The sequence below is a fragment of the Bacillus nitratireducens genome, from assembly GCF_001884135.1.
Lineage (GTDB): Bacteria > Bacillota > Bacilli > Bacillales > Bacillaceae_G > Bacillus_A > Bacillus_A nitratireducens.
Genome location: NZ_MAOC01000084.1, coordinates 130809 through 157067 on the forward strand (window position 1 = coordinate 130809; position 26259 = coordinate 157067).

30 protein-coding genes and 2 other annotated features are annotated in these 26259 nt (G+C 35.2%); of the genes, 23 read left to right on the forward strand and 7 right to left on the reverse strand.

The window, feature by feature from the left end; translation table 11 throughout:
• The first annotated feature begins 17 nt into the window (after positions 1–17).
• Together BAU23_RS22795 and BAU23_RS30310 are read left to right on the forward strand one after the other, a co-directional pair.
• Positions 18–317 (forward strand): hypothetical protein, encoded by a 300-nt coding sequence (locus BAU23_RS22795; RefSeq protein ID WP_000800687.1) that lies wholly within the window; start codon positions 18–20, stop codon positions 315–317.
• A 49-nt stretch (positions 318–366) separates the two neighbouring features.
• Complete coding sequence (locus BAU23_RS30310; RefSeq protein ID WP_165444499.1) at positions 367–519, forward strand: hypothetical protein; 153 nt, start codon at positions 367–369, stop codon at positions 517–519.
• A 110-nt stretch (positions 520–629) separates the two neighbouring features.
• Here the strand turns inward: BAU23_RS30310 and BAU23_RS22800 are convergent, their stop codons facing one another.
• Positions 630–941: a hypothetical protein gene (locus BAU23_RS22800; RefSeq protein WP_000167951.1), complete on the reverse strand. Its 312-nt coding sequence runs from the start codon at positions 939–941 to the stop codon at positions 630–632.
• A gap of 62 nt (positions 942–1003) precedes the next feature.
• Between BAU23_RS22800 and BAU23_RS22805 the strand changes: the two genes are divergently transcribed.
• The 3 genes from BAU23_RS22805 (at position 1004) to BAU23_RS22815 (ending at position 3226) form a co-directional block, all read left to right on the forward strand.
• A complete protein-coding gene (locus BAU23_RS22805; RefSeq protein ID WP_000099003.1) occupies positions 1004–1171 on the forward strand; it encodes a hypothetical protein in 168 nt (55 codons plus the stop codon).
• A gap of 132 nt (positions 1172–1303) precedes the next feature.
• Positions 1304–1555: a binding site (T-box leader), on the forward strand.
• A gap of 53 nt (positions 1556–1608) precedes the next feature.
• Positions 1609–3000, forward strand: coding sequence for an asparagine--tRNA ligase (asnS, locus tag BAU23_RS22810; RefSeq protein WP_071735184.1), 1392 nt, complete (start codon positions 1609–1611; stop codon positions 2998–3000).
• 91 nt (positions 3001–3091) lie between these two features.
• On the forward strand, positions 3092–3226 hold the full coding sequence (locus BAU23_RS22815) for a YuzL family protein (protein WP_000015593.1): 135 nt from the start codon (positions 3092–3094) through the stop codon (positions 3224–3226).
• Between the two features lie 42 nt (positions 3227–3268).
• On the opposite strand, the gene BAU23_RS22820 is transcribed toward BAU23_RS22815, so the two are convergent.
• The 3 genes from BAU23_RS22820 to rnhC all read right to left on the reverse strand — a co-directional run bounded on the left by BAU23_RS22820 (position 3269) and on the right by rnhC (position 4856).
• Positions 3269–3520 carry a hypothetical protein gene (locus BAU23_RS22820; protein ID WP_000994752.1) on the reverse strand — a complete coding sequence of 84 codons (252 nt, stop codon included), beginning with the start codon at positions 3518–3520 and terminating at the stop codon, positions 3269–3271.
• Between the two features lie 13 nt (positions 3521–3533).
• The gene (locus BAU23_RS22825; RefSeq protein WP_071735185.1) at positions 3534–3803 is read right to left on the reverse strand and encodes a hypothetical protein; all 270 of its coding nucleotides are present in this window, start codon (positions 3801–3803) and stop codon (positions 3534–3536) included.
• Positions 3804–3920: 117 nt separating this feature from the next.
• Positions 3921–4856: a ribonuclease HIII gene (gene rnhC, locus BAU23_RS22830; protein WP_071735186.1), complete on the reverse strand. Its 936-nt coding sequence runs from the start codon at positions 4854–4856 to the stop codon at positions 3921–3923.
• A gap of 124 nt (positions 4857–4980) precedes the next feature.
• On the opposite strand from rnhC, the gene zapA reads away from it, so the two are divergent.
• The 12 genes from zapA to srtB all read left to right on the forward strand — a co-directional run bounded on the left by zapA (position 4981) and on the right by srtB (position 20201).
• Entirely contained in the window at positions 4981–5250 is a 270-nt protein-coding gene (gene zapA / locus BAU23_RS22835) for a cell division protein ZapA (protein WP_000082701.1), read from the forward strand.
• Between the two features lies 1 nt (position 5251).
• On the forward strand, positions 5252–5791 hold the full coding sequence (locus tag BAU23_RS22840; RefSeq protein WP_071735187.1) for a CvpA family protein: 540 nt from the start codon (positions 5252–5254) through the stop codon (positions 5789–5791).
• Between the two features lie 55 nt (positions 5792–5846).
• Positions 5847–7565, forward strand: a complete 1719-nt coding sequence (gene polX, locus BAU23_RS22845; protein ID WP_071735188.1) for a DNA polymerase/3'-5' exonuclease PolX — start codon at positions 5847–5849, stop codon at positions 7563–7565.
• Between the two features lie 19 nt (positions 7566–7584).
• Positions 7585–9945, forward strand: a complete 2361-nt coding sequence (locus tag BAU23_RS22850) for an endonuclease MutS2 (protein WP_016130311.1) — start codon at positions 7585–7587, stop codon at positions 9943–9945.
• A gap of 196 nt (positions 9946–10141) precedes the next feature.
• A complete protein-coding gene (locus BAU23_RS22855) occupies positions 10142–10831 on the forward strand; it encodes a 23S rRNA pseudouridine(2604) synthase RluF (RefSeq protein ID WP_071735189.1) in 690 nt (229 codons plus the stop codon).
• A gap of 108 nt (positions 10832–10939) precedes the next feature.
• Positions 10940–11195: a binding site (T-box leader), on the forward strand.
• 114 nt (positions 11196–11309) lie between these two features.
• Positions 11310–12635 carry a branched-chain amino acid transport system II carrier protein BrnQ6 gene (gene brnQ6, locus BAU23_RS22860; protein ID WP_071735190.1) on the forward strand — a complete coding sequence of 442 codons (1326 nt, stop codon included), beginning with the start codon at positions 11310–11312 and terminating at the stop codon, positions 12633–12635.
• Between the two features lie 459 nt (positions 12636–13094).
• Complete coding sequence (isdC, locus tag BAU23_RS22865; RefSeq protein WP_071735191.1) at positions 13095–13802, forward strand: heme uptake protein IsdC; 708 nt, start codon at positions 13095–13097, stop codon at positions 13800–13802.
• Positions 13803–13821: 19 nt separating this feature from the next.
• Positions 13822–16683: an NEAT domain-containing protein gene (locus tag BAU23_RS22870; RefSeq protein WP_071735192.1), complete on the forward strand. Its 2862-nt coding sequence runs from the start codon at positions 13822–13824 to the stop codon at positions 16681–16683.
• 69 nt (positions 16684–16752) lie between these two features.
• Positions 16753–17634 (forward strand): heme ABC transporter substrate-binding protein IsdE, encoded by an 882-nt coding sequence (isdE, locus tag BAU23_RS22875; protein WP_071735193.1) that lies wholly within the window; start codon positions 16753–16755, stop codon positions 17632–17634.
• 27 nt (positions 17635–17661) lie between these two features.
• Entirely contained in the window at positions 17662–18645 is a 984-nt protein-coding gene (locus BAU23_RS22880) for a FecCD family ABC transporter permease (protein WP_001036828.1), read from the forward strand.
• Positions 18635–19405, forward strand: coding sequence for an ABC transporter ATP-binding protein (locus tag BAU23_RS22885; protein WP_000403736.1), 771 nt, complete (start codon positions 18635–18637; stop codon positions 19403–19405). The genes BAU23_RS22880 and BAU23_RS22885 overlap by 11 nt, the downstream gene beginning before the upstream one ends.
• A 31-nt stretch (positions 19406–19436) precedes the next feature.
• Positions 19437–20201, forward strand: a complete 765-nt coding sequence (gene srtB, locus BAU23_RS22890; RefSeq protein ID WP_071735194.1) for a class B sortase — start codon at positions 19437–19439, stop codon at positions 20199–20201.
• Between the two features lie 65 nt (positions 20202–20266).
• Here the strand turns inward: srtB and isdG are convergent, their stop codons facing one another.
• On the reverse strand, positions 20267–20590 hold the full coding sequence (gene isdG, locus BAU23_RS22895; RefSeq protein ID WP_000587825.1) for a heme oxygenase: 324 nt from the start codon (positions 20588–20590) through the stop codon (positions 20267–20269).
• 298 nt (positions 20591–20888) lie between these two features.
• Here isdG and BAU23_RS22900 point away from each other — a divergent pair, with 298 nt between their 5' ends.
• Positions 20889–22088 carry a class I SAM-dependent rRNA methyltransferase gene (locus BAU23_RS22900; protein WP_001255949.1) on the forward strand — a complete coding sequence of 400 codons (1200 nt, stop codon included), beginning with the start codon at positions 20889–20891 and terminating at the stop codon, positions 22086–22088.
• Between the two features lie 39 nt (positions 22089–22127).
• On the opposite strand, the gene BAU23_RS22905 is transcribed toward BAU23_RS22900, so the two are convergent.
• The gene (locus BAU23_RS22905) at positions 22128–22322 is read right to left on the reverse strand and encodes a YwbE family protein (protein WP_001014316.1); all 195 of its coding nucleotides are present in this window, start codon (positions 22320–22322) and stop codon (positions 22128–22130) included.
• Complete coding sequence (locus BAU23_RS30315; RefSeq protein ID WP_001293584.1) at positions 22323–22496, reverse strand: hypothetical protein; 174 nt, start codon at positions 22494–22496, stop codon at positions 22323–22325. It abuts the gene before it with no gap.
• A 169-nt stretch (positions 22497–22665) separates the two neighbouring features.
• Here BAU23_RS30315 and BAU23_RS22915 point away from each other — a divergent pair, with 169 nt between their 5' ends.
• From BAU23_RS22915 to BAU23_RS22930, 5 genes are all read left to right on the forward strand, one after another.
• Positions 22666–23358: a response regulator transcription factor gene (locus BAU23_RS22915; RefSeq protein WP_000018051.1), complete on the forward strand. Its 693-nt coding sequence runs from the start codon at positions 22666–22668 to the stop codon at positions 23356–23358.
• A gap of 1 nt (position 23359) precedes the next feature.
• Positions 23360–24295, forward strand: coding sequence for a HAMP domain-containing histidine kinase (locus tag BAU23_RS22920; RefSeq protein WP_071735195.1), 936 nt, complete (start codon positions 23360–23362; stop codon positions 24293–24295).
• A 127-nt stretch (positions 24296–24422) separates the two neighbouring features.
• Positions 24423–25346 carry an ABC transporter ATP-binding protein gene (locus BAU23_RS22925; RefSeq protein WP_000221078.1) on the forward strand — a complete coding sequence of 308 codons (924 nt, stop codon included), beginning with the start codon at positions 24423–24425 and terminating at the stop codon, positions 25344–25346.
• Positions 25339–25500: a hypothetical protein gene (locus tag BAU23_RS30320; protein ID WP_000931768.1), complete on the forward strand. Its 162-nt coding sequence runs from the start codon at positions 25339–25341 to the stop codon at positions 25498–25500. The genes BAU23_RS22925 and BAU23_RS30320 overlap by 8 nt, the downstream gene beginning before the upstream one ends.
• Positions 25501–25534: 34 nt before the next feature.
• Positions 25535–26239 carry an ABC transporter permease gene (locus tag BAU23_RS22930; protein WP_000475543.1) on the forward strand — a complete coding sequence of 235 codons (705 nt, stop codon included), beginning with the start codon at positions 25535–25537 and terminating at the stop codon, positions 26237–26239.
• Positions 26240–26259 lie beyond the last annotated feature (20 nt).

The following is a 26259-nucleotide window of genomic DNA, read 5'->3' on the forward strand; positions in this document are numbered from 1 at the left end:
GGGGATGGGGGATTTTTGTGAAAAATTATGATGTTATTGGACATGCTATCGATGTAGTAGGCGCAAAAAATGATTTAGAATCATGTATTTTAGATTTAGAGAATCATAGAAAAAACGTAAGTTCAATTAAGATATTATTAGAACATAGTTGGCAAGGGAATACAGCAAAAGAAATTGAAAGAAGATTAAGTGAAGTAGACAAAGAACTAGTCTATAGAATTGATGAATTTAGAAAAATACAAGGTGATTTAGAGAGGTATAGAAAAGCAGTGGAAAGTTTCGCGAATCACTTTATGATGATGGGTCCAAAATATTAAATTAGTTAAGTGGGGGACAATTATTATTATGTTCATAGGGTGGGAGTGGTTGCCGAAAAAATGGGGGAAAAGAAAAGTCGCAGAAAAGTTTCTGCAAGCAAAATTTGCTGATGAAGGTAAAGGGATTTTAATTATTACTTATGCTATAGATCTATATGTTATATCTATTCCTTTACAAGTAAAAAAATATAATTCACTTTAATTTTGAAGAAAGCTAATATCTTATAAGGTATTGGCTTTTCAGAGTGTTGGAAGTCCTAAAGGGTTTCTCAACACTCTGAAAGAACACATAGTTAATTACTGTGTGTTCTTTTATTTTAGGTCATCTAATCCCCAACCCATGACTGAATAATTTTGAGTTTTATTTATTGTGACATGAAACTTTCTATTTTTATCATTTTTAGTATGACCTTTGATATCGATAAAACCTTCACGCATCATGTGTTGAATTTCAACTTTAGTAACTGTTACATCAATATTTTCCTCTGTTTTCATATGTTTTATTGCAACTTCAGCAGCTCTTTCTTTTGTTGTATTTCTATTATGGATTATATATGCGGTACATGTTATTAGTAGAATTAAAATAGTTAAAATTATAATATTTCTCTTTTTTGTTTTAGTCACTATTTTCCCTCCTAAAAAAAGCTATATAATTAATATATATGATTTATGGGGAGATGGGAATAATGAGTAGTTCTATTACAGATAAAACGCTAGCTGCATTAGCAAAAAAGAGTTATGTCAATGATAATGAACCAGGGATTTTAGAGATTGGAGATCATGAAGAAGAAAGATATAGAAAAATAGTGGCAGGTTTTGTAAATCACTTTATGATGATGAGGCCAAAATATTAGATTTGTTAAATAGAGGGTATTTTTACAGGGATGATTGTTGAATCGACTATATATTCGAAATTTCGCCTATGTATATCAAGGCATCTTGCATCTTTCTCTCGAATGTAGTACATTAATTTTAGTTTAACAAAATGAAAGACGATGATAAGGAAAAGTAGTATATACTATAATCCAAAGCGAGTCAGGGACGGTGAGAGCCTGATGAGGCGGTATATGTGAAGAACACCTTGGAGTTGCTAACCGAAATTGAAGCTTGTATTCAAGAGTAGACTTAGACGGGAATCCGGCCTGTTACAAACCGGGAAGTATGTATTACATACGAGTTAAAGTTGGTCTTTATGACAAATTGGGTGGTACCGCGAAGTTTAACCTTTCGTCCCTTTATGGATGAAAGGTTTTTTTGTATTTAAATATAATCAGCAAAGGAGAATTTCACTATGGAAAACACATTAGTAAAAAGTCTGTATAGAGATACAGAAAAGTATGCAGATCAAACAGTACAAGTATCAGGGTGGATTCGTAACTTACGTGATTCAAAAGCTTTTGGTTTCATCGAATTAAACGACGGTAGCTTCTTCAAAAGCGTTCAAATCGTTTTCGATACAGAATTAGAGAACTTCAAAGAAATTGCAAAGCTTCCACTTAGCTCTTCAGTTAAAGTAGAAGGTAAAGTAATTGCAACGCCTGGAGCGAAGCAACCATTTGAAATTAAAGCAGAAAAAATTGATATCGAGGGCTTATCAGATTCTGATTACCCACTTCAAAAGAAGCGTCATACGTTTGAATACTTACGTACAATCGCTCACTTACGTCCAAGAACAAATGCATTCTCTGCAACGTTCCGTGTACGTTCTATCGCAGCATTTGCGATTCACCAGTTCTTCCAAGAGCGTGGATTCGTACATGTTCACACACCAATCATCACTGGTAGTGATACAGAAGGTGCAGGCGAAATGTTCCGTGTAACAACACAAGATTTAAACAACGTACCAAAAGGTGAAGACGGACAAGTTGATGAATCAAAAGACTTCTTCGCTAAAGAAACAAACTTAACAGTAAGTGGACAGCTGAACGCTGAAGCTTATGCATTAGCATTCCGTGATGTTTATACATTTGGACCTACATTCCGTGCGGAAAACTCAAACACAACTCGTCACGCAGCTGAGTTCTGGATGGTTGAGCCTGAGATTGCATTCGCTGAGTTAGGCGATGTAATGGATCTTACAGAAGATATGCTGAAATATGCAATGAAATACGTACTAGAGCATGCACCAGAAGAAATGGACTTCTTCAACAGCTTCGTTGATAAAACAGTTCTAGAGCGCATGAACAACGTGATTAACTCTGACTTCGGTCGTATCACATATACAGAAGCAATTAAAGTACTTCAAGAATCAGGTGCTGACTTCAAATACCCGGTAGAATGGGGTATTGATTTACAAACAGAGCATGAAAGATACTTATCAGAAGAAATCTTCAAACACCCTGTATTCGTAACAGACTATCCAAAAGACATTAAGGCATTCTACATGCGTATGAACGAAGATGGTAAAACAGTAGCTGCTACTGACCTTCTAGTTCCTGGCATCGGCGAATTAATCGGCGGAAGTCAACGTGAAGAAAGAATGGACGTTTTAGTAGACAGAATTAAAGAACTAGGCATGAACGAAGAGGATTATTGGTGGTACTTAGAACTTAGAAAATACGGCGGTACAAAACACGCTGGATTCGGTCTAGGTTTCGAGCGCTTCCTAATGTACATCACTGGCATGGCTAACATCCGTGACGTAATTCCATTCCCAAGAACTCCAGGTTCTTCTGAATTCTAAAATATAAAAAAGCGAGAGGATTTCCTCTCGCTTTTTATTTTGAATAGTTTATTACCTCGTAGCAAAAAGTAATGCGAAGGGGTGAATATAAATGAGTGGAAAAGTGAAAAAAGATCATTCAAGATCAAGCCTAGGTTCTCCAGAAGTAGAAGGACAAGGAACGACGACACATGAAACAGGTTCTCATAAAGTATCTTCATCAAATAAGAAGCAGAAACGAAGCTAACATAAAAAAGGAGAGTCTTGGCGACTCTCCTTTTTTTATGAATTACATCTTATTATCATTAATCTCTTTTGTAATGTTATCTACATCTTTGTCTAATCGATCTAAATAGAAAAACCATAGTAAGCTCATGAGCACGTAATAGATGGCCATCACACCAAGATTATCAGATATATTTTCGAATGTGGATTTAGTAGTGAAAAAAACTCCCCAAATGGTAGAAATGGTAAGGTAAGAAAGTGGGCCCACGAGGTGTACGAAAACATATAATAACTTTTTAACTTTTACAGCGTTCATATGAATTCCCTCCTTATGTAAACAATCTTTTTCTTCTAATCATAAACTCAAGTTCCTCACAGAAGTGTTGTAGTTTTGCTGGATTATGTATTAACAAGCGGGCATCGTGTTTCCCGATAAATCTTCGAATCCGAAAGTTTAATAAGAAAGATCGACCATATCGTTCTATTAAATCGTTGAACGCTGGTTGTTCACTTAGTAGCTGAATGTTTTCTCTAATTTCGAACTGTCTTTCGTGTGGATCGCCTAGTAAGATATTTAGAATCATTTGTAGAAGTAGCAATGGGAATCTCCTCCCGTGTTAGAATAATCTGTATATTATAATTGTAACAAAATTACAAGGACAATAGTAGGTTGAAACAAAAAAACAGGAGTTTGTAGGCTCCTGTTTTTGTCGATACTATTTTAATAAGCGAAACGCCTTCTCCTTATTAGCGAAATGCATTTTCACAAACTCGGGTAATCGTTCTTTACCAAGCTTTTGAATTAATTTAGCAGCGGCGATATCAACTTGTTTACCGGCACCTTTTGGAAGTGGCATACCAGCTTTTTTGCTTAGTTCGTTAAACTGTTTTACGAATGAGTAACGAGCTAAAATAGAAGCTGCGGCTACTGCTAAATGGACGCTTTCACCTTTTGTTGCGAAGTAAACATTTTCACGCTGTACCTGCTTTTGTTTTGCTAAATATTTGTAGTATGTATCAGGTTGTGTGAATTGGTCGATTAAGACGCCTTCAGGTTTTGTAGGTGCAATTTTGGCTAATAAGTTTGTAATGGCTTTATTATGTAGTAAAGCTTTTAACTTACCTTGGTTGTTTCCTTTATCAAATAGCTCGTTATATTTTTCATTATGAAGGACAAGAGAGCTGTAAGGAACAACGTGTAGAAGTTGTTTTGCAATGGCAGTAATTTGATCGTCATTTAAGTTTTTAGAGTCTTTTACACCAAGTTCTTTTAAAAGTGGAATTTGCTTCGCATCCACATATACAGCAACTACTGTCATCGGTCCGAAGAAATCACCAGTACCAACTTCATCTGATCCTACGATAGACATTGTACTGATGGAAGCGGGCGGTGCATAACGGTGTGAATCGACAGATTTTTTTACAGTTGTTTTCGGTGTTTGAGAGACAGTTTGCCAACGAGAAGCTTCTGCTTCAGCGCGTCCACCTTGGAACATTACTTTTCCAGATTTATACGCTGTAATTGTGCAAGATGGCACCTTTGCCATGAAGATTCCGCCTTGTGGAATTTTCGGGCTAAGCGATTGTTTATATTGTTGTTTCATGTCTTCAATTACTGTAGAATTTGTTTGAATTACGATAGAATTTGACATAGTGGTCGCCCCTTTTTTTATATTGTTATTTTTATCATATCGGATTGTTCTTTCTGTTTCCATAATATGATGGTTCATGGTATGATAAACTTTAGGATTCTGTACGTGATTGGAGGCCGGTGAGTTGTCACAACAAAAGGGAAAGAAAAGTCGAATTAATGTAGAAATCTATGGTCAACAATATTCAGTTGTTGGCGATGAAAGTACAAGTCATATCCGCATGGTAGCAGCGATTGTGGATGATAAAATGCGCGAACTCAATGCCAAGAATCCTTCGCTTGACACGAGTAGACTAGCGGTATTGACGGCGGTAAACGTCATACACGATTACATAAAATTAAAAGAAGAACATGAGAAATTGAAAGAAAGTATGACAAAAAAAGGAATGGAATAACATGATTGATATTATTATCATTTTACTGCTTGTTATGGGATTTTTCCTCGGCTTACGCAGAGGGTTTATTCTGCAACTTGTAAAGTTAACAAGCTTTATTATCGCATACCTTGTTGCATACTGGTACTGTAAAGATTTAGCGCCAGCACTTGCGAAATTTATTCCGTATCCATTTGATAAAAACGTATCTGTTCCAGAATGGATTGATGCAAATAATATTGAGACAGTATTTTATCAAGCACTTGCGTTTATCATATTGTTTATTATTACAAAAATTGCACTTTCATTACTTGGTAATTTGTTAAATATATTTGCAGAAATACCGGTTTTAAAGCAAGTCAATGCGTTTGCGGGGGCAATCCTCGGATTTTTAGAAGTATATATTATTTTGTTTGTTTTAATTATCGTTGGAAACATCCTTCCAATTGAACAAATACAAACACCATTACAAAAATCATCAATTAGCAAAATAATTGTAGACGATACACCGATTCTCTCTGAAAAGGTGAAGGAACTATGGCAGACAGGTAGCAAAGTATAACTTCTCTTTTTTCGGAAAGAGGAGTTTTTTTCTATGAAAGAAAGGCGGGGCAATGATGAAAGTAAATAAAAAACAAGTTATTAAATTATTAGAGACAATCGGCCTGTTTATGGAACTAAAGGGCGCGAATCCATTTAAAATATCTGCATTTCGTAAAGCGGCAGCAGCACTAGAAAGTGATGATCGTAGTCTTTCTGAGATTGAAGATTTCACGAAGATTCCGGGCATTGGAAAAGGAACAGCAGCAGTTATTCAAGAATATATAGAATCGGGAACATCTGAAGTGTTACAAGAGCTTGAACAAGAAGTGCCAAGTAGCTTATTACCGCTATTAAAATTGCCAGGCCTTGGTGGTAAAAAGGTAGCTAAGTTATATAAAGAACTTGGTGTTGTTGATATGGAATCGCTAAAAGCGGTTTGTGAGGAAAATAAAGTACAAGCTTTAGCAGGTTTCGGTAAGAAGACAGAAGAGAAAATATTAGAAGCAATCGATCAAGTAGGATCTCGTCCAGAGCGTTTACCAATCGCAATGGTATTGCCTATTGCCGGGGAAATAGAGGAGAAATTGTCGAATGTTGCTGAAATAATTCGTTTCTCTCGCGCTGGTAGTTTACGCCGTGTTCGTGAGACAGTAAAAGATTTAGATTTCATTATTGCAACGACGGAGCCAGCAGTAGTACGCGAACATTTATTACAATTCGATAATATGATTGAAGTGATTGCAAGTGGAGATACGAAAGTATCTGTTCGTCTTCAATATGAATATGATATTTCAATTGACTTCCGCTTAGTAAAACCAGAAGAGTTTATTACAACTCTTCACCATTTCACGGGATCAAAAGACCATAACGTAAAAATGCGCCAAATCGCGAAAGATAGAGGCGAGAAAATTAGTGAGTACGGTGTGGAAAACTTAGAAACAGGCGAAGTAAAGACATTTGAAACAGAAGAGGAGTTCTTTGCTCATTTCGGTCTTCCGTTTATTCCGCCAGAAGTACGTGAAGATGGAAAAGAAATTGAATTAATTAAAGAGTATCCAAACTTAATTCAGTTCTCTGATATACAAGGTGATTTACATATGCATACAACATGGAGTGACGGTGCCTTTTCAATTGAAGAAATGGTACAAGCATGCCGCGCTCGTGGATATAAGTTTATGGCGATTACGGACCACTCACAATACTTGAAAGTAGCGAATGGTTTAACGAAAGAGCGTCTTCGCGAGCAAGCGAAAGAAATTGAGCGTATGAATGAAAAGTATCCAGACATTACAATTTTACGCGGAATTGAAATGGACATTTTACCAGATGCGACACTTGATTTTGATGATGAAGTATTAGCAGAATTAGATTATGTCATTGGGGCGATTCACTCTAGCTTCTCACAAGACCGTGAAACGATTATGAAACGTCTTCGCACTGCGCTGGAGAATAAGCATGTCACAATGATTGCCCATCCGACAGGTCGTCTTCTTGGGCGCCGCGAGGGTTACGATGTAGATACAGATTTATTAATCAAGCTCGCAAAAGAAACAAATACAGTTTTAGAATTAAATGCAAATCCAAACCGTCTAGATTTAAGCGCAAAATTATTAAAACAAGCACAAGATGCTGGTGTAAAAGTGGCGATTAATACGGATGCTCATACACTTGAAATGTTAGAAGATATGGAAACAGGTGTAGCAGCAGCACGTAAAGGTTGGATTCAAAAAGATAACGTAATTAACACATGGGATATTGAACGTTTATTAGACTATATTAAACGTAATAAGTAACACAAGGGGGACCTGCAACATGTTAGAAAGAACGTTGCGTGTATTAGAATACAATAAAGTAAAAGAACAATTACTTGAACATACAGCCTCTTCACTTGGCCGTGACAAAGTGAAGAATTTAGTACCAAGCACAGATTTTGAAGAAATTGTAGAACTGCAAGATACGACGGATGAAGCTGCGAAAGTCATTCGTCTGAAAGGTAGTGCACCATTAGGTGGTATTACAGATATTCGCTCAAATGTAAAACGTGCAAAGATTGGAAGTATGTTAAGCCCAAATGAACTGCTTGATATCGCAAATACGATGTATGGTAGTCGTAATATGAAACGTTTCATTGAAGATATGGTTGATAATGGTGTCGAGCTTCCAATTTTAGAAACTCATGTCGCTCAAATTGTATCTTTATATGATTTAGAAAAGAAAATTACAAATTGCATCGGTGATGGTGGTGAAGTAGTCGATAGCGCAAGTGATAAACTGCGTGGTATTCGTACTCAAATCCGTACTGCGGAAAGCCGTATTCGTGAAAAGTTAGAAAACATGACGCGTTCTTCAAACGCGCAAAAGATGCTGTCTGACGCGATTGTAACGATTCGTAACGAACGTTACGTAATCCCAGTAAAACAAGAATACCGCGGCGTATATGGCGGTATTGTTCACGATCAATCAGCTTCTGGACAAACGTTATTTATTGAGCCGCAAGTAATCGTAGAATTAAATAATGCGCTTCAAGAAGCACGTGTGAAAGAAAAACAAGAAATCGAACGCATCTTATTGATGTTAACAGAAGAAGTAGCAGTAGAAGCGGATATCGTTTTATCTAACGTAGAAGTAGTTGCTAATCTTGACTTCATATTTGCGAAAGCTTTTTATGCGAAGCGAATTAAAGCAACGAAGCCAATTGTAAATAACGAGCGCTACATGGATTTAAGACAAGCACGTCATCCGCTTATTGATCCGGAAATTATCGTGCCAAATAATATTATGCTCGGTAAAGACTTCACAACAATTGTTATTACAGGACCGAATACAGGTGGTAAAACAGTTACGCTGAAAACCGTTGGTATTTGTGTATTAATGGCGCAATCTGGTCTTCACATTCCAGTAATGGACGAGTCAGAGATTTGTGTATTTAAAAATATCTTTGCTGATATCGGTGATGAGCAATCGATTGAACAAAGTTTAAGTACGTTCTCCTCACATATGGTGAACATTGTAGATATTTTAGAAAAAGCTGATTTTGAAAGCTTAGTTTTATTCGATGAATTAGGTGCTGGAACAGATCCACAAGAAGGGGCTGCACTAGCGATTTCAATTTTGGATGAAGTATGTAACCGCGGTGCTCGCGTTGTTGCAACGACGCATTATCCAGAATTAAAAGCATACGGATATAACCGTGAGCAAGTTATTAATGCGAGTGTTGAGTTTGATGTGAATACATTAAGCCCAACGTATAAATTATTAATCGGTGTACCAGGACGTAGTAATGCCTTTGAAATTTCGAAACGCCTTGGATTATCTGATCGAGTTATCGATCAAGCACGTAACCACATTAGTACAGATACAAACAAAATTGAAAATATGATTGCGAAGTTAGAAGAAAGTCAAAAGAACGCAGAGCGTGACTGGAACGAAGCAGAAGCGCTTCGTAAGCAATCTGAAAAACTTCATCGCGAATTACAGCGACAAATTATTGAATTTAACGATGAGCGCGATGAAAAATTATTAAAAGTGCAAAAAGAAGGGGAAGAAAAAGTCGAAGCTGCGAAGAAAGAAGCAGAAGGCATTATTCAAGAACTTCGTCAATTGCGTAAAGCACAGCTTGTAAACGTGAAAGACCATGAGCTTATTGAAGCGAAGAGCCGTCTAGAAGGTGCCGCGCCAGAGCTTGTGAAGAAACAAAAAGTAAACGTGAAAAACACTGCGCCGAAACAACAATTACGAGCAGGCGATGAAGTAAAAGTGTTAACGTTCGGTCAAAAAGGTCAACTACTTGAAAAAGTAAGTGATACAGAGTGGAGCGTACAAATTGGTATTCTGAAGATGAAAGTGAAAGAATCCAATATGGAATACATTAATACACCGAAGCAAACTGAGAAAAAAGCAGTCGCAAGTGTGAAGGGTAGAGATTATCACGTTTCATTAGAACTTGACCTTCGCGGTGAACGTTATGAAGATGCAATGATGCGCGTTGAAAAATATTTAGACGATGCACAGCTTGCAAGTTATCCTCGTGTATCAATCATTCACGGTAAAGGAACAGGAGCACTTCGCCAAGGTGTACAAGATTACTTGAAGAAGCATCGCGGCGTGAAAAACTACCGCTACGGTGACATGGGCGAGGGAGGCCTAGGCGTAACAGTTGTCGAATTAAAATAGCAAACAACCAAACAAAAGGGGAAACCATTATATGTTTATGGACAAACTTGCAAAAGTATTGTTAGCTTGTTGCGGAATATTTCTGGTGATTGGGGTTATTTATTTAGTTGTTTTTGCGAAGTAAAAGAGCGTCAATCGTGGCATAATGATATTGCCATAGATTGACGCTTTTAATATATATGAAAAGGAATAAGCTATGAAAATCAACCAATACATAAGCGAAGCAAAATCTTGCTCAAGACGCGAAACAGACCGTCTTATTAAAACCGGACGCGTGGCTATTAACGGTGAAATTTGTACGCACGGTGCACTCGTGAGCGATGGTGATGTTGTAACGATTGATGGACAGGTTATTGCAAAAGAAGAGAAAGAAAAGGTGTATATCGCCTTTCATAAGCCGGTCGGAATCACTTGTACAGCAGCCGATCATATTGAAGGTAATATTATTGATTATATTAATTATCCAGAGCGGATCTTTCCCGTTGGACGATTAGATAAAGCATCGGAAGGGCTCATTTTATTAACGAATGATGGCGCTATTGCGAATCAAATTTTACACGGAGATCATGAGCACGAGAAAGAATATGTTGTGACGGTGGATAAACCTTTTACAGATTGGTTTATTGATGAGATGTCCAGCGGTGTAAAGATTAAAGATGGAATGACGAAGCCATGCAAAGTGACGAGAGTCGGCCAATCTACATTTCGCATCGTTTTAACACAAGGAATGAACAGACAAATTCGTAGAATGAGCCGTGCTTTCGGGGTTACTGTAACAAAGCTAAAGCGAGTGCGCATTATGAATATAGAATTAAATGAGCTTGAAGTAGGAAAGTGGCGGAGCGTTACAGCTGAAGAGTTAGAAATTTTAATAGGGCAGTTATAGGGAGGAAAAATTTTCTCCCTATATTTTTTTGTCAGAAAAAATAAAACTATTGATTTTTTAAAAAATAGCCCATATAATAAAAAACAACAAGTTTCGACAAGATATTTTATAAAAGTAATGATGAGGACATGAGTTGTTTTCTACGATTCTCAGAGAGGGAAGCCTTAGGCTGTGAGCTTCCTAATACGAAAAGACAATCTTACCACCTCTAAACTTCAAGAGTGAACTGCATGCATGATGCATTGTAATTCTTGGCGGATAAAACCGTTATCAATTTACACGAGCTATAAAATGAGCTTATTTCGTTATAAATTCATTTTATTAGAATAAGGGTGGAACCACGATTTCAACACTCGTCCCTTTGTTAGGGACGGGTGTTTTTTGCGTTCTTTTACGGGGAAGTATGCTTGAAAGAGGATATGTGACGGATTTTAATTCAGAATATTTTGTAAATCAAATAATTAGGAGGTTAGTAGAAATGAAATCATCTTTAAAGTTTTCTGAGATGTTTGCAATAAGTTTAATGTTGTTTGCACTATTCTTTGGTGCAGGTAATATGATTTTCCCGCCGGCGTTAGGGCAAGGTGCTGGAACTGATGTATGGATCGCGTTATTTGGCTTTATCGTAACAGGTGTTGGATTACCTTTATTAGGGGTAATTGTTATAGCTCTAAAGGGAGATATTAATGAGCTAGCGGGACGTGTACACCCTGTATTCGCACTAGTTTTTATCACTGCAATATATTTATGTTTAGGCGTATTTGTAAGTGTTCCGCGTACAGGAACAGTTGCTTATGAGATGAGTGTTGCACCGTTTTTACCAAGTGAGATAGCTGGTCAATCCTATCCACTTGTTATCTTTACATTTATTTTCTTTGCAGTAACTTTCTATTTAGCTTTAAACCCATCGAAATTAGTGGGGCGCATTGGTAAAGTGTTAACTCCAATTTTATTAGCTGTTATTGCAATTATTGTAGCGAAAGCAATTATGACGCCAATGGGAGAGTTTGGTGCACCGACAGAAGCATATAGTGCTCCACTCTTTAAAGGTTTTATTGATGGATATTTAACTTTAGATGGACTTGCAGCACTTGTTTTCGGAAATGTTGTCATTAATGCTTTAAAAGCAAAAGGTATTACAAATAAGAACAGTATTGCGAAAGTAACAATCTTTGCAGGATTTATTGCAGCACTTGGTTTACTACTAGTTTATTTAGCGCTTGCTTACCTTGGAGCTTCTAGTGTTTCACTCGGAATGGGGGCAAACGGAGGAATTATTTTAACAAACGTAGTGAATCATTTATTTGGTAGTTACGGAACTTTATTATTAGGGATCGCAATTACAGCAGCATGTTTAACAACTTCTGTAGGTATTGTTGCAGCTTGTGGAGAATATTTTTCTTCGTTATTACCAAAGCTTTCTTATCAAAAAATCGTTTTCATTTTCTCTGTATTAGCATTTATGGTAGCAAATCTTGGTTTAACTCAGTTAAACGCATTAGCATTGCCGATTTTAATTGCAATTTACCCAATTGGTATCGTACTGATCGTATTATCACTTGTTGAAAACTATATTCGTCTTCCATTAGCTATGTATGTAGGCGGTATTGTAGGCGCATTTGCAATTAGCTTCTTTGATGGATTGCATAATGCAAATCTTCAAGTAGCGGCCCTTGCTCCTATTTTAGATAAAATTCCATTATATAGTGTAGGGATTGGTTGGCTAGTTCCGGGTATCATTGGAATTGCAATTGGATATGTAGTTTCTTTATTTCAAAAGCAAGAAATTGCTGTAGAAAAATAAGGGAAAGAGGCTTTCTTTAAAAGAAAGTCTCTTTTTTTGTAGAAAAATTATATATAGAAGAATTTAGATATTAAAAATTTTATACGTAATACAGTTGACAAAAAATTTACCAGTAGGCTAAGATTGAATTAGTTGTGGAAATATTGGAAGGGAAGAGGTTTTCTATGACTATATCATTTTTGTAAGAAGAGGTGATAGAACGATAGAATTAGGCGGTTTATTTTTTTTGAACTTCGTTGAGAATGATAATCAATAAAATGATGAAAGAGTTTTATGTTTATTCTTATAGAAAAAATTGATGGGATTATTTTTTTGTCTATCAATGAGAATGATAATCAATACATTTCTAACTACATATTGTTACTCGTTATAAAATAGAGATGGAAAGATTATTTTTTTCTTATATATTGAGAATAATTATCATTTTCAAAAAAGAAAAACAAGGAGGCAGTAAGGTAAATGAGAAAGTTTTCGGTATTACCCGCTTTTATTATGACATTCGTATGTATGCTAGCTTTTTTCGTAGTGCCATGTGGACAAGCTTCGGCAAATGTAGCTGACGGTACTTACGATATTAACTATGTCATACAAAAAGCAGAAAATGATTCAGCTTCAATGGCAAATGATTATTTTGAAAAACCAGCTAAGTTAATTGTAAAAAATGGTGAGATGAGAGTACAAATTCCTATGAATCATAGTGCTTGGATTACAGAATTTAAAGCACCAGAGAATGGAAACTTTGTTGATGCAAAAGTTGTTAGTAAAGATGAATCTGCAGATAAAAGAACTGTAGAGTTTAAAATTGACGACCTATCTAAACCAGCAGCTGTAAAAATTCATGTTGTTGTACCGAACGTAAATTATGACCATAACTACACAATTCGCTTTGCGTTTGATGCAAATGTAAAAGCAGTAGGTGGAGAGAATAAGGAAACTGCTGCAACAAAAAATGAAGATCAAACTCAAAAAAATACACAAGTAAAAGAAGAAGTGAAGAAAGAAGAGAGCAAAGAAACAAACAAAGATGTAAATAAAGGAACAAATGAAAGTGGGAAAGCTGAAAAAACAGATAACCCAAAAACAAGTGATGAAGCACGTATCGGATTATTTGCAGCATTACTTCTTATTTCAGGTGTTTTCTTAATTCGTAAAGTACGTCAAAACTAAATAAAGGAGAGGTACTCCATTGAATAAATATCTTAAAATTGTTGCTGCGATGTTTTTAATGGTATTTACATTCGTATCAACATTACAACCCCTTGCGGTTCAAGCTGCTAGTCAACTAGCTGACGGTGAATATTCAATCGGTTTCAAGGTTCTTAAAGACACATCAGATGAAGAATCCATGATGAATCAATACTCTGTAAGTCCAGGAACTTTAAAAGTAAAGAATGGGAAAAAGAAAGTATCCTTTACGTTAGAACATAGTTCATGGATTACAAAGTTTGAAACGGAAAAAAGTGGTCAGTTTGTTGCGACAAATGTAATTAATGAAGATAAAGAAAAAGATACAAGAGTCGTAGAATTTGAAGTGGACGATGTAGAGAAGGTATTAAATGCGAAAGTAAAAGTAGACATTGACTTTTTAAATTATCATCATGATTATGATGTTCGTATTGCATTTGATCAAAATAGTATTACACCGGTTCATGTAGAACAACCAAATGAAAAAGAGGACCCAGCTAATAAGCCAGATCCAAATGAAAATCCGGATCCGAGTCAGAAGCCCGACCAAAAGCCTGACCCAGATCAACAACCAAATTCTAACACAATTAAAGATGGAGAGTACAGCATTCCATTTAAAGTGTTAAAAGATCAAACAGATGAAGAATCTAAGATGAATACTTACATGGTAAATCCAGGAGTATTAAAAGTAGAAAATGGTAAGAAAAAAGCAATTGTAACACTAAAAAGTAGCTCATTAATTAAAAATTTCCAAACGGAAAAAGATGGTGCATTTATCGATGCAAAAGTAGTGAGTGAAGATAAAGAAAAAGATACAAGAGTAGTAGAGTTTGAAGTAAACGATTTATCTAAAAAACTAAATACAAAAGTATTTATCGAAATGGCATCAAGAAACTATAAGCAAACACATGATGTGCAACTTTTATTTGAACAAGATAAACTTGAACAAATTAAAAACGAAGAGAAACCAGAAGTAGAAAAACCGGAAGTAGAGAAACCAGAAGTAGAGAAACCGGAAGTAGAGAAACCAGAAGTAGAGAAACCGGAAGTAGAGAAACCAGAAGTAGAGAAACCGGAAGTAGAGAAACCAGAAGTAGAAAAGCCAGATGCTGACACAATGAAAGACGGCGAATACAGCATCAATTTTAAAACATTAAAAGATCAAACAGATGAAATATCAATGATGAACACATATACAAAAAGTCCAGGTGTGTTAAAAGTAAAAGATGGTAAGAAGTATGTATCATTTACGTTAACGAATAGCGCTTGGATTACAAAGTTTGAATTTGATAAAAATGGTTCGTTTGTTGATGCGAATGTATTAAGTGAAGATACGAAAGCTGATACACGTGTAGTGGAAGTGGAAGTAGCAGATTTATCGAAAAAATTAAATGCAAAAGTAAAAGTAGATATCGATTCAATGAATTATCACCATTTCTATGACATTCAATTTGCATTTGATAAAGGTAGCATTAAACCGTTAGACAACCAAGGTGGAAACGATAACCAAGGTGGAAACGATAACCAAGGCGGAAACAACAACCAAGGCGGAAACGATAACCAAGGCGGAAACGATAACCAAGGCGGAAACGATAACCAAGGCGGAAACAACAACCAAGGTGGAAACGATAACCAAGGCGGAAACAACAACCAAGGCGGAAACAACAACCAAGGCGGGAACAATAACCAAGGTAACAACACAACCATTGATCCAAAAGCCCTTAAAGATGGTGAATACAGCATTGGCTTTAAAGTATTAAAAGATCAAACAGATGAAATATCAATGATGAATACATACACAAAAAGCCCAGGTGTATTGAAAGTAAAAGATGGTAAGAAATATGTATCGTTTACATTAACAAATAGTACATGGATTACAAAGTTTGATTTTGAGAAGAATGGCTCGTTCGTTAATGCAAAAGTATTAAGTGAAAATAAAGAGCAAAATACAAGAGTAGTAGAAGTAGAAGTAAACGATTTATCTAAAAAATTAAATGCAAAAGTAAAAGTAGATATTGATTCAATGAATTATCACCATCTCTACGATGTTCAATTTGTATTTGATCAAGATAGTATCAAAGCTTTAGGGAACCAAGGTGGAAATGATAACCAAGGCGGAAACGATAACCAAGGTGGAAACGACAACCAGGGAGGAAACGATAACCAAGGTGAAAATGAAAACAAAGATGGAAATGATAAACCGAAAGTAATAGTAGATCCGAAAAATTTAGTAGATGGTCAATATGATATTACATTTAAAGTGTTAAAAGACAAAACAGAAGAACTTTCAAAGATGCATGACTACACTGTAAACCCAGCAAAATTAATCGTTAAAGATGGTAAAAAGTACATTGAGATGACGCTGAAAAATAGTGCATGGATTACGAAATTCCAAACGGAAAACAATGAGCTATTTGCTGATGCGAAAGTAGTAAGCGAAGATAAAAATGCAAATACGCGAGTAGTGCAATTTGAAGTAGACGACTTATTTAAAAAATTAAACGCAAAAGTAAAGGTAGACATCGATGAGATGAACTACCACCATTTCTACGATGTACAAATTCAATTTGATACAAACAATATTGGTGCGCTAGGAACGATTAAAGAGGATCCAAAAAAAGACCCGAAAAATGATCCGAACAATCCAGTGATTACACCGAAAGTAGATAATGTAAAAAAAGTAGATAATCCTGATTTTAACCGAAATGCAGATGTTAAGAAGAAAAAAGAAGATCAAAAAAATGATTCGAAAAAAGAGAAAAACTCAAAAACGGCAGATACAGCACAACTAGGTTTATACATGGTGCTATTGCTTGGGTCACTTGCTTTACTAGTTCGTAAATATAGAGCAGGAAGATTGTAATTTTTGGAGTCTTGATGCATGTTCGCATGCATCAAGACTTGTTTCATATTGTTTGGAAAGGAGTGGTGATTGAGAGTGAAGAAAATTGCTAGTGTACTAATGGCTATCATTCTATTAGTGAGTATAGCTGGATGCTCGGCGCCCAAAAAAGAAGAAGCAAAACAGGTAAAGAGTAAGAGTAAAGAGAGAATTGTTGCAACGACAGTTGCTGTTACTGAAATTATGGATGCGTTAGAAGTAGATTTAGTTGGTGTTCCAACAAGTACGAAAGATTTACCAAAGAGATATAAAGGTTTACCTGAAGTCGGGAATCCGATGAGTCCTGATATGGAAAAGGTAAAATCATTAAAGCCGTCAGAAGTATTATCCGTGACAACACTTGAATATGAATTAAAGCCAGTTTTTGATGGTGTGGGCACGAAAGCAAACTTTTTAGATTTAACAAGCTTGAAAAATATGCAAAATTCCATTAGCGATTTAGGTAAGCAATATGGACGTGAAAAGCAGGCTGAAGCAGTTGTAACGAAGTTAGATAACAAGGTTGCAGAAATTAAAAAAGCAGTAAAGGGAAAGAAAGAACCGACAGTGCTTATTTTATTAGGTGTACCAGGGAGTTATTTAGTAGCAACAGAGCATTCTTATATTGGAGATTTAGTGAAACAACTAGGTGGTAAAAATATTGTGCAAGGTGAACAAGTAGAGTATTTAGCTTCTAATACAGAGTATTTAAAAAAAGCTGATCCAGATATTATTTTACGAGCAGCTCATGGTATGCCTGATGAAGTTGTGAAAATGTTTGATAAAGAATTTAAAACAAATGATATTTGGAAACATTTCGCTGCAGTTAAAAATAGCCGTGTTTACGATTTAGAAGAGCGCTTATTTGGGACGACAGGTAATTTAGCAGCAATTGAAGCGTTAGATGAATTGAAAAAAATGATGTATCCGTGATGCATTTTAATATAAAGGAAGAGTGGAATGAATAAAAAAACTTGGAGTTTCCTCATTGTTACTGCATTGCTTATTGTTATGACATCATTGTCAGCGATGAAAGGGAGTTTAGAAATAGGTATTGTTGAGCTTGTGCAAGGGATATTTACAGGGGGGAATGAAGATGTTGAAGTGATTAAAGATTTACGTTTCCCACGTATTATTATTGCACTATTTACTGGAGCAGCTCTGGCCGTTTCAGGTGTGCTTTTTCAAGCTGTTATGAAAAATCCACTTGCTGATGCTGGGGTAATCGGGATATCTTCTGGAGCAAGTTTTATGACACTTGTTATTATTACGCTATTCCCGCAATTCTTTTTCTGGACACCAGTATTCGCCTTTTTAGGTGGTGCGTTTGCATGTTATCTCGTTTATGCATTTTCATGGAAGTCAGGGTTAAGTCCGCTTCGCATTATTTTAGTTGGTATAGCTATTAATGCAATGTTCACTGGATTAAATGAATCGTTCATTACGATTTGCGGATACTTCATTAAGAGTATTAAGCAAACGACGACTTCTAACATAACGATGAAGACGTGGGGCGATGTAGAAATAATGGTTACATATGGAACAATTGGTCTTATTCTTGCTCTGTTTGTAGGAGCTTGGTGTAACTTATTATCGCTACAAGATAAGACTGCGAAAAACTTAGGTTTGCACGTGACGAGAGTTCGTCTTATTATTTCTGCTATTGCAGTACTTTTAGCAGCAGTATCAACAGCAATTGCAGGTGTTATTGCTTTCGTAGGATTACTCGTTCCGCACATTTCAAGACAACTAGTCGGTTCGGATCATAAAGTATTAATTCCATTTTCTGCTCTTGCAGGAGCGTTATTAATTTTGACGGCGGATACGATTGGAAGGTTAATTGTGCCACCTAACGAAATTCCAGCAGCGACGATTATGGCAGTGATTGGTGGCCCATTCTTAATATTCTTGCTTAGAAAGAGTGATAAAGTTCATGGAAATTAAAAATGTAACCTTTTCGTATGATAATGTAACGGATCGATTAAAGTCGGTTAGTAGTGAAATAGAAATTGGTAAAATTACAACAATTATTGGTCCAAACGGTTGCGGGAAATCGACATTACTTGGCGTGATGTCAAGAAATCACGACCCTCGTAGCGGAGAGATAATACTCGATGGGAAGGCGATAAGTCAATATAAACCGAAAGAGTTTGCTAGAAAGTTAGCCGTTGTCCATCAACAAAATGAAGCACCGGCAGACATGACGGTAGAGAAATTAACAAGTTATGGTCGTATGCCTCATAAAAATATTTTTTCCTCGCAAACTGATGAAGATAGAGAAGCAATCGAAAGGGCTTTAGCATGTACGAATTTGCTAAGTAAACGTGATAAAGAGATTCACGCTTTATCTGGTGGAGAAAGACAACGAGTTTGGATTGCCATGACGTTAGCTCAGAAAACACCAATGCTCTTTTTAGATGAACCGACAACCTATTTAGATATTTATTATCAACTTGAAATATTAGAGCTAGTAAAAGAGCTAAATGAAGTACATGGATTGACGATTGTTATGGTATTACATGATATCAATCAGGCGATTCGCTATAGTGATCATATCATCGTTATGAAAGACGGCGAAATTGTTACGAAAGGTAAGCCAAATGATGTTGTGACAGAAAGTATGATAAAGACGATATACGGTGTAGATGTCGTTGTAAAGCAAGATGAAGATACAGGGTTGTATATGGTCCCAATGGGTATTTAAATATACGAACAATCCGTTTTGAGGTGATAATTTGAGTAGTAAAAAAGAACGGAAGAAGAATTCTTTTTTTCAACGAATACTTACAGTTGTTTTTTTAGGTACCTTTTTCTATTCAGTATATGAATTAGGTGATATTTTCATGGATTACTATGAAAATCGTAAAGTAATGGCCGAAGCACAAAACATTTATGAAAAGAGTCCGATGGAAGAGCAATCACAAGATGGGGAAGTACGTAAACAGTTCAAAGCTCTGCAGCAAATTAACCAAGAAATAGTTGGATGGATTACAATGGACGATACACAAATTAATTATCCAATCGTTCAGGCGAAAGACAATGATTACTATTTATTTCGTAATTATAAAGGTGAAGATATGAGAGCAGGCAGCATTTTTATGGACTATCGTAATGATGTGAAATCTCAAAATCAAAATACTATTTTATATGGTCACCGTATGAAAGATGGTTCTATGTTTGGAAGTTTAAAGAAAATGTTAGATGAAGAGTTCTTCATGTCGCATCGTAAATTATATTACGATACATTATTTGAAGGATATGATCTTGAAGTGTTCTCGGTGTATACAACAACAACTGATTTTTATTACATTGAAACGGATTTTAGCAACGATACGGAATACACATCATTTTTGGAGAAAATTCAAGAAAAATCGCTGTACAAAACGGATACAAAATTGACAGCAAGTGATCAAATCGTAACACTTTCGACGTGTGACTATGCACTTGATCCGGAAGCGGGAAGGTTAGTCGTGCATGCGAAACTAGTAAAGAGACAGTAAAAAAAGTATAGAATATGAGAAGTGGTAACGCTTCTCATATTCTATACTTTAAAAAAGAAATATGTTTACTGTGCTGCAGCCATTGGCATACGTACAACTTCAACATTGTAGTAAGTGATTTTATTATCAAGAATATATTCTGGCATTCCGCCTTGATGTGAGTGAGCATCTTTAAATGCTGAGCTCTTCGTCCAACCCTGGAAATCTTCTTTTGCATTCCAGCGTGTGCTAATTGTTACTTCATCATAATCAACTGTATTTTGCGTTAAAAGAACTTCTAATCCTAAAAAGCCTGGCATCGTTTCGACTTGACCTACTTTATTAAAACGCTCAATTAATTTATGTCCATTGCCCTTTGTAATTTTAGCTGTGTTTGTAACAATAATCATGTTTTATTCCTCCTATAAATGTAGCCTTTATTTTCGAGAACTCATATACATTAAATGATAATGAAAATCATTATCATTGTCAATGGTAAATGTGAAATAAATAAGTTTTTTTATTATTTTGGACAGTAAGATTCCCGTTTCAAAATGTAGTAAATATGTGGCGGTTAAGGGAGAGAATGAGCTAGTTGTACTAGCAAAGCAATAATATGGTATAGTGAAACGAGGCTGTTTTTTAGCCTTGTTTTTTTATATGCTTCCTACTAATTAGAAAGCATTCAAATGGAAAGGAAGACATTACATGCGATCTGAAGTAACTATAAAAATAAAACCGAAATTTATAAAAGAAATTAAAAGTGGATATCCACTTATTTTAAAAGATGCTATTCAAAATTTAAATGATGTACGTGAAGAAGGGACAATCATCAAAGTAGTAGATGAGAAGAACCAATTCATCGGAAAAGGCTATTATGGAAGACAAAATAAAGGATATGGATGGATTTTAACAAGAAAAGAGAAAGAGCAAATTAATCAACCTTTCTTTGAAAGTAAAATCAAATCTGCTTTACATAAACGAAAACATTTTTATAAATCAAATGATACAACAGCTTTTCGTGTCCTAAATGGTGAAGGTGATGGCCTTGGTGGTTTAATCATCGATTATTATGACGGTTATTACGTAATAAGTTGGTATAGTGAAGGGATTTATACTTTCCGCGATGAAATCGTAGAAGCACTTCAAAAAGTAGCGAACTTTAAAGGCATCTATGAGAAAAAGCGTTTTGATACGAAAGGTAAATACATTGAAGATGATGATTTTGTAGCAGGAGAGCGCGGTGAGTTCCCACTTATCGTAAAAGAAAACGGTGTAAACTTTGCTGTATATTTAAATGACGGGGCGATGGTTGGTGTATTTTTAGATCAGCGTAACGTTCGAAAACAAATTCGTGATAAATATGCACAAGGAAGAACGGTTTTAAATATGTTCTCTTATACAGGAGCGTTCTCTGTATTTGCAGCACTTGGCGGCGCAAGTAAAACAACAAGTGTTGACCTTGCCAATCGTAGTTTAAGTAAAACGATTGAGCAGTTCAGTGTAAATGAAATTGATTACGAAGCACAAGACATTATTGTAGAAGATGTATTTCTATATTTCAAATATGCAGCTAAGAAAAAGATGAAATTTGATATGGTGGTACTTGATCCTCCAAGTTTTGCACGCTCTAAAAAATATACATTTAGCGCAGCGAAAGACTATAAAAACTTATTAAAAGAAACAATCGCGATTACAGAAAATAACGGTATTATCGTTGCTTCTACAAATTGTAGCGCGTTCGATATGAAAAAGTTTAAAGGTTTTATCGATACAGCATTTAAAGAAATGAATGGCAAATATAAAATATTAGAAGAACATTCTTTACCAGAAGATTTCCGTACAATTGATCAGTTTAAAGAGGGAGACTATTTAAAAGTAGTTTTCATCGAGAAAATTAAAGGTTAATAAAGAAAAAGGAGCTCAAGTTTAAATGAGCTCCTTTTCTTATTGAACGATATTTTGCACTCTGCCAACTTGCCCATCCTGCAATCGTACTTTAATACCGTGCGGATGAGAGGGGGAGTTAGTTAGAATATCTTTTACAATTCCTCTTGTTAGCTTGCCTGTACGTTGATCTTGTTTTAATACAATATCAACTTCAAGACCTGATGAAATGTTAGATCGTTTTTGTCCGTTCATTTACACACCTGTACGTCTACGTTGGTTGTTTGTTTTCTTCGTTTGTTGGTTTTGTAATTTTTTTGTTGCTTGGCTTTGATTTGTATTATTTGAACCATTTCCATTTCCTTGCTTTTTCTTTGCAAGTTGTTCGCGCATTAAATCAGCTAAGCTTACTTTTTTGTTTTCTGACATGATAAGTCTCCTTTATATAAAGTTAATTATGAACAATAGTAGTGAATTTTATCATATCATTGTTAAGGAAGGAAGGGAAGTTGGTTTAAAAATTCATATAATTCTTTCCAGCATTCCTTCGTTACGATACAATTAAAATGTTAATGTTTGTAAAAAAGGGGATAGAAATATGTCACATCATATTTTATTAGTTGAAGATGACATCTCAATTCAAGAGATGGTTGAAACATATTTAGTAAAAGAAGGTTTTCAAGTTACAATCGCATCTGATGGAGAAGAAGGCGTGAACACATATTTAAAAGGTTCATTTGATTTGATCATCCTCGATATTATGATGCCAAAGCTAGATGGCTTAGAGGTTGTGCGAATCATTCGAGAAAAAAGTGCCGTTCCGATTTTAATGATGTCGGCAAAAGATACAGATGTTGATAAAGCTGTTGGATTAGGACTTGGAGCAGATGATTACATTTGTAAGCCGTTTTCTATGATTGAACTAGCTGCACGTGTAAAAGCGGGTATTCGGAGGTCTACAAAGTATTCAGCTGTGGAATCAAAAGATGAGGCCATTCAGATTGGTGATTTAATAATTGACCCAATTAATTTTACTGTGGAGAAAAAGGGAAGACAGCTTAAACTTACTTTAAAAGAATTTGAGATTTTAAAGCTATTCGTGAAGAATCAAAATCGTGTTTTTACGAAAGCACAAATATATACGCTTGTTTGGAATGAAGAATATTATGGTGATGATAATGTTATTAATGTTCATATGAGAAGATTACGTGAGAAAATTGAAAGTGATCCATCTAATCCAGAATATATTAAAACATTATGGGGCATCGGCTATAAGTTGGAAGTGATGTAGTATGGTTGTATTTTTAACCGTGGTGATTATTATATTGCTGATCGTTATTTACGTGCAATATAAAATTAGGAAAAATAGTAGTAGGAATTTACGCTACACGTATGAGAAGTTAAATCGAATTGTAAAAGAACAAACTGGTGAGAAGCTATTAATTATGACGGATGATACAGAATTGCAAAAGTTATTAGTGGCTATCAATCATTTGTTAGATGCAAAACAGAAAACGAATGCAGATCATGCAAAAGTAGAAATTTCGATGAGAAAAATGCTTTCAAATATTTCACATGATTTAAAGACGCCACTAACAGTTATTCTTGGATATACAGAAATGTTAAATAAGGATAAAACGATTAACAAGGAAGAACAGCAAATATTACTTGAAAAGGTGCATGTGAAAACATTAGAGGTAATGGAACTAATTCATAAGTTTTTTGATTTAGCAAAATTAGAATCTGGTGACAAAGCAATCGAGATAACAAAAGTAAATATGAATGCAGTTTGTCGCGAGAAGATTTTATCGTTTTATGATTTAGTGACGGCGAAAGGGTTTCAAGTTCATATTGGTATACCAGAAAGAAATATATATGCACTTGGAAATGTAGAAGTATTAGGCAGGGTATTGAATAATTTAATATCAAATGCGATTACATATGGAGACGATGGAAAGACACTTGGTATGACGTTAAGAGATGATGAAACGAGTGTGTATATAGATGTATGGGATACAGGAAAAGGAATTGATGAATCTCATATTGATAAAGTGTTTGAGCGTATGTACACACTTGAAGATTCCAGAAATAGATTGTACCAAGGAAGTGGTTTAGGGTTAACGATTACGAAAAGGCTTGTGGAAGCGATAGACGGAGAAATACATCTTTCTAGTAAGCCGTATGAAAAAACAATTTTTACAGTTGTATTAACAAAGATGCTGTTTTAGCTTGTAGAGAAGTAGATTCTACAAGCTTTTTTTTTCAGTGTAAGGAATTTGTAAGGAACGGGTAAGAAAAAAGAGATTTCCGTTGTCTATTATAGAAATATAAAGTAGTGCGAAAGGAGACAGTGACATGACATATATATTAAAAACGAATCAGCTAACGAAAGTGTTTAAAGGGAAAGAAGTTATTTCTAGCGTTAACATGCATGTGAAAAAAGGAGAGATATACGGTTTCTTAGGGCCGAATGGTGCAGGTAAAACAACGATTATGAAAATGATCACAAATTTAATCAAACCGACGAGCGGTGATATTGAAATTTTCGGTGAGAAGTTAACAGATACATCTTATGAATTGTTAAAGCGCATGGGGACAATTATCGAATATCCAATCTTTTATGATAAATTAACGGCGAAGGAAAACTTAGAATTACATTGTGAATATATGGGGTATTACGATAAGAACGCAATTGATCATGCTTTAAATTTAGTAAAACTGCACGGTATAGATGATAAAAAAGTAAAAGATTTTTCATTAGGGATGAAGCAACGACTTGGTATTGCAAGGGCGATCATGACAAAGCCAGAACTACTTATTTTAGATGAGCCAATTAACGGTTTAGATCCAATTGGTATTAAAGAATTACGAGACTTATTTAAAATGCTTTGCAAAGAATATGGCATTACTTTATTAGTCTCTAGTCATATTTTAGGTGAGATGGAACTAATGGCAGATACAATTGGTGTGATTCAAAATGGAAAACTAATAAAAGAAGTTTCGATGAAGAGTATTAACGGAAAACAAACAGAGTACATTGAAATCACAGTTCCTGATGTGAAGCGTGCAGCTTATATTTTAGAAGATAAACTCGCTATAAAAAATTACAAAATAATGAGTGGAAACATGATTCGTGTGTATGAATTGAAGGCGACGCAGCAAGCCATTTCAAAAGCACTTATTATGAATGATGTAGAAATTGAAAGTATTAATAAGAAACATAGTTCCTTAGAAGAATATTTCTTAAATGTAATGGATGGAGAGGGCATTCATGCTTAATGGATTGTTAGTGAATCTAGTAAGTGGATTGATCGTAATGTTCATAAGTGGAATTTTATATTATAGAAAACCAGAGCGGAAATGGTTGTTAATTCTAATAGTAATAGGAATGTTAAGCGTAGTTACGGCTGGAATTAGAATGTTAGTAGCATAGAGATAGTTATGTCAGTAATGGAGGTGTGGTTTATATGTTTAAATTAATGAAACTTGAATGGAAGAAACATCAATTATCTAGTTATTTTAAAGGGGTAGCCATTTGTATTATAGCAATTTTTGCTGCGGTAAGTTTTATGGGGTTGGGAGCGAAAGGTGAAGGAGATGCGGCGCTAACTGATTTCACAAAATATATGACTTTAGCGAACCTTTTTATAAGGATAACATTTCTTATTTTTAGTGCGGTCATTTTATCACGTTTAGTAATTGATGAGTATAAGAACAAAACAATGCAACTATTGTTTATGTATCCACTGCAAAGGAAAAAGTTAATGAGAGCGAAATTAACAATTGTTTTCAGTTTTTGTTTTGTGAGCATGATTATTGCTACTTTCAGTATTAGTTTGCTCATATTTTTTATGAACCCAATGATGGAGCTGTTTGAAACACCTATGACGATGGGGGAAATAATAGCTACCGTTCCAGCTACTTTTATAAGTGCATTTATGATATCTGGTATTAGTTTAATTCCTTTATTTTTTGGGATGAGAAAGAAATCGGCACCGACAACGATTACTTCTGCAGTAATAATTGGGATGTTAGTGAACAGTAACGTTGGTCCTGGAAACGGTCAAGTAAGTATGTATGATTTTATATTTATCCCAATTGTACTCTGCTTATTAGGAATTTTTATTAGTTATCTTTCGTATCGTAAGATCGACAAGATTGATGTGGCGTAAAATAAGCTTAAAACAACAAT

Bases quoted from the DNA above. Each gene is read 5' to 3' on its own strand.
- BAU23_RS22840 (WP_071735187.1), top strand. From the start codon at position 5,252: ATGATTGATATTATTATCATTTTACTGCTTGTTATGGGATTTTTCCTC.
- BAU23_RS22880 (WP_001036828.1), top strand. From the start codon at position 17,662: ATGAATAAAAAAACTTGGAGTTTCCTCATTGTTACTGCATTGCTTATT.
- BAU23_RS22885 (WP_000403736.1), top strand. From the start codon at position 18,635: ATGGAAATTAAAAATGTAACCTTTTCGTATGATAATGTAACGGATCGA.
- asnS (WP_071735184.1), top strand. From the start codon at position 1,609: ATGGAAAACACATTAGTAAAAAGTCTGTATAGAGATACAGAAAAGTAT.
- BAU23_RS30315 (WP_001293584.1), bottom strand. From the start codon at position 22,496: ATGTCAGAAAACAAAAAAGTAAGCTTAGCTGATTTAATGCGCGAACAA.
- BAU23_RS22850 (WP_016130311.1), top strand. From the start codon at position 7,585: ATGTTAGAAAGAACGTTGCGTGTATTAGAATACAATAAAGTAAAAGAA.
- BAU23_RS22805 (WP_000099003.1), top strand. From the start codon at position 1,004: ATGAGTAGTTCTATTACAGATAAAACGCTAGCTGCATTAGCAAAAAAG.
- polX (WP_071735188.1), top strand. From the start codon at position 5,847: ATGAAAGTAAATAAAAAACAAGTTATTAAATTATTAGAGACAATCGGC.
- BAU23_RS22855 (WP_071735189.1), top strand. From the start codon at position 10,142: ATGAAAATCAACCAATACATAAGCGAAGCAAAATCTTGCTCAAGACGC.
- isdG (WP_000587825.1), bottom strand. From the start codon at position 20,590: ATGATTATTGTTACAAACACAGCTAAAATTACAAAGGGCAATGGACAT.
- BAU23_RS22920 (WP_071735195.1), top strand. From the start codon at position 23,360: ATGGTTGTATTTTTAACCGTGGTGATTATTATATTGCTGATCGTTATT.
- BAU23_RS22930 (WP_000475543.1), top strand. From the start codon at position 25,535: ATGTTTAAATTAATGAAACTTGAATGGAAGAAACATCAATTATCTAGT.
- BAU23_RS22900 (WP_001255949.1), top strand. From the start codon at position 20,889: ATGCGATCTGAAGTAACTATAAAAATAAAACCGAAATTTATAAAAGAA.
- BAU23_RS22915 (WP_000018051.1), top strand. From the start codon at position 22,666: ATGTCACATCATATTTTATTAGTTGAAGATGACATCTCAATTCAAGAG.
- BAU23_RS22815 (WP_000015593.1), top strand. From the start codon at position 3,092: ATGAGTGGAAAAGTGAAAAAAGATCATTCAAGATCAAGCCTAGGTTCT.
- BAU23_RS22905 (WP_001014316.1), bottom strand. From the start codon at position 22,322: ATGAACGGACAAAAACGATCTAACATTTCATCAGGTCTTGAAGTTGAT.
- isdC (WP_071735191.1), top strand. From the start codon at position 13,095: ATGAGAAAGTTTTCGGTATTACCCGCTTTTATTATGACATTCGTATGT.
- rnhC (WP_071735186.1), bottom strand. From the start codon at position 4,856: ATGTCAAATTCTATCGTAATTCAAACAAATTCTACAGTAATTGAAGAC.
- BAU23_RS22925 (WP_000221078.1), top strand. From the start codon at position 24,423: ATGACATATATATTAAAAACGAATCAGCTAACGAAAGTGTTTAAAGGG.
- BAU23_RS22820 (WP_000994752.1), bottom strand. From the start codon at position 3,520: ATGAACGCTGTAAAAGTTAAAAAGTTATTATATGTTTTCGTACACCTC.
- BAU23_RS30320 (WP_000931768.1), top strand. From the start codon at position 25,339: ATGCTTAATGGATTGTTAGTGAATCTAGTAAGTGGATTGATCGTAATG.
- brnQ6 (WP_071735190.1), top strand. From the start codon at position 11,310: ATGAAATCATCTTTAAAGTTTTCTGAGATGTTTGCAATAAGTTTAATG.